Here is a 1382-nt window from a genome sequence, read left to right on the forward strand (position 1 = left end):
GGTAGCCACCGGCCAGCAGTTCCGCCTGCGCCTGCCCGGAGCGGGCGGCGGAGAGGAACAGCGCCATGGTGGTGCCGTGCCGGGCGAAGTCGCGCCAAACCAATCGCGCCGTGGCCGGGATGGACAAGGCTTTCGATGACTTGAACAAGAGGCTCAAGAGCGGTGCGCTTTCGGAGGACGGCAGCCTCTTCAAGGATCTGGACCTGTCTGACGCCGGTGACTGGATCTTTGGCGGGTCCAAGGCAGAGGAGGACAAAGCCAAGCAGGCCATCATCTCCGCGATTATGAACCTCCTTCCCGGCGTGGGGGACGTGAAGGGGATTGCTGAGCTCCTCACCGGAACAGACTCAGTAACTGGAGAGGAGCTCTCCTCTGCCGATCGTGCCCTTGGTGCGGTCATATTCCTGCGTTGGGTCAAGGCGGGAAAGACAGCCATCAATGCCACAGATCTTGTCAAGGCCGTTAAGAACGAAAAAGCGTTCAACAGGGTCGGGAATGTCCGGTGGGGGGAAGGTGGCGGTGGTAAGACCGTGCTGGGGGACGGGTACAAGACGCCCGTGACTGAAGACCTGATGAATATGGTCAACCCCGGCGGGGGTAAGAAAAACTGCCGTGCATGCGTACTGGCCGTTGATAGGACCCTGGATGGTGCACCAACCTCCGCTCTCCCCGATTTGGGGCGTGGCCCCTTCGAGCCGCTGGAGAAGTATTATGGAAAGCGGTTCAGGAATAGATCGTTGTCCAATATCGTGAAGGACATCAAGGGGGCAGGCGACGGCTCTCGGGGTATTGTCTATGGCGCCAATAAGGATGGTGGTCATGTCTTCAATGTGGTCAACCGTGATGGCGATGTAGTATTTTTGGACGGCCAGACTGGTCACGCAAACCCGACGCCCTACCTGAACTACAAGTTCCTGAGGACAAAATGACGCTGAGCCAATCCGAAGCTTTGAAGGCGGCAGAGGAACTTCTCGTGCAAGAGACGGGTCCGTACGACCCGGTACTTAAAATCGATTACGATCGAGTGCGAGAAAAGAATGGGCTGCTAATCGCCCCCTTCAACTCCGAGCAATACCTGAAAACCCGCAACCCGAGCCACATGCTCCTCGACTGCTGGCCGATTCTTGTGGACCTTTCTACCGGGCAGGCCCGCATGGGAGAAATTGCCGAAATGCAGCTGTGGAGCGAATAGGCCCCGCTCCTCGTAGCAGCCGAACAGCCAGGCGCATTTTCGGTTGCCAGATCTACGTCATGTAATGCATAGCTCCGTCGCGCGATGCGTGACGGAGCTATGCATTCGGTCATCGCCCAAACCGGCAGCGTGGCGAACAGCGCGGTCAGCCGTCCTCCAGGCGCGAGCCCGGCCGCCGCCCCAGCCTCCG

General features: G+C 59.2%; 2 protein-coding genes. Both read left to right on the plus strand.

The genetic code is table 11. From position 1 onward, the window contains the following. The first annotated feature begins 119 nt into the window (after positions 1-119). The gene (locus ABZW14_RS34210; RefSeq protein ID WP_355355393.1) at positions 120-929 is read left to right on the plus strand and encodes a toxin glutamine deamidase domain-containing protein; all 810 of its coding nucleotides are present in this window, start codon (positions 120-122) and stop codon (positions 927-929) included. Further along, entirely contained in the window at positions 926-1192 is a 267-nt protein-coding gene (locus ABZW14_RS34215; protein WP_355355396.1) for a YrhB domain-containing protein, read from the plus strand. The genes ABZW14_RS34210 and ABZW14_RS34215 overlap by 4 nt, the downstream gene beginning before the upstream one ends. The last annotated feature ends 190 nt before the right edge of the window (positions 1193-1382 follow it).

This window comes from Micromonospora sp. NPDC004551, from assembly GCF_040609975.1.
Taxonomy (GTDB): Bacteria; Actinomycetota; Actinomycetes; order Mycobacteriales; family Micromonosporaceae; genus Micromonospora.

What these genes read in the sequence shown, in the direction of transcription:
- ABZW14_RS34210 (WP_355355393.1), top strand. Translation starts at nt 120, where the DNA reads ATGGACAAGGCTTTCGATGACTTGAACAAGAGGCTCAAGAGCGGTGCG.
- ABZW14_RS34215 (WP_355355396.1), top strand. Translation starts at nt 926, where the DNA reads ATGACGCTGAGCCAATCCGAAGCTTTGAAGGCGGCAGAGGAACTTCTC.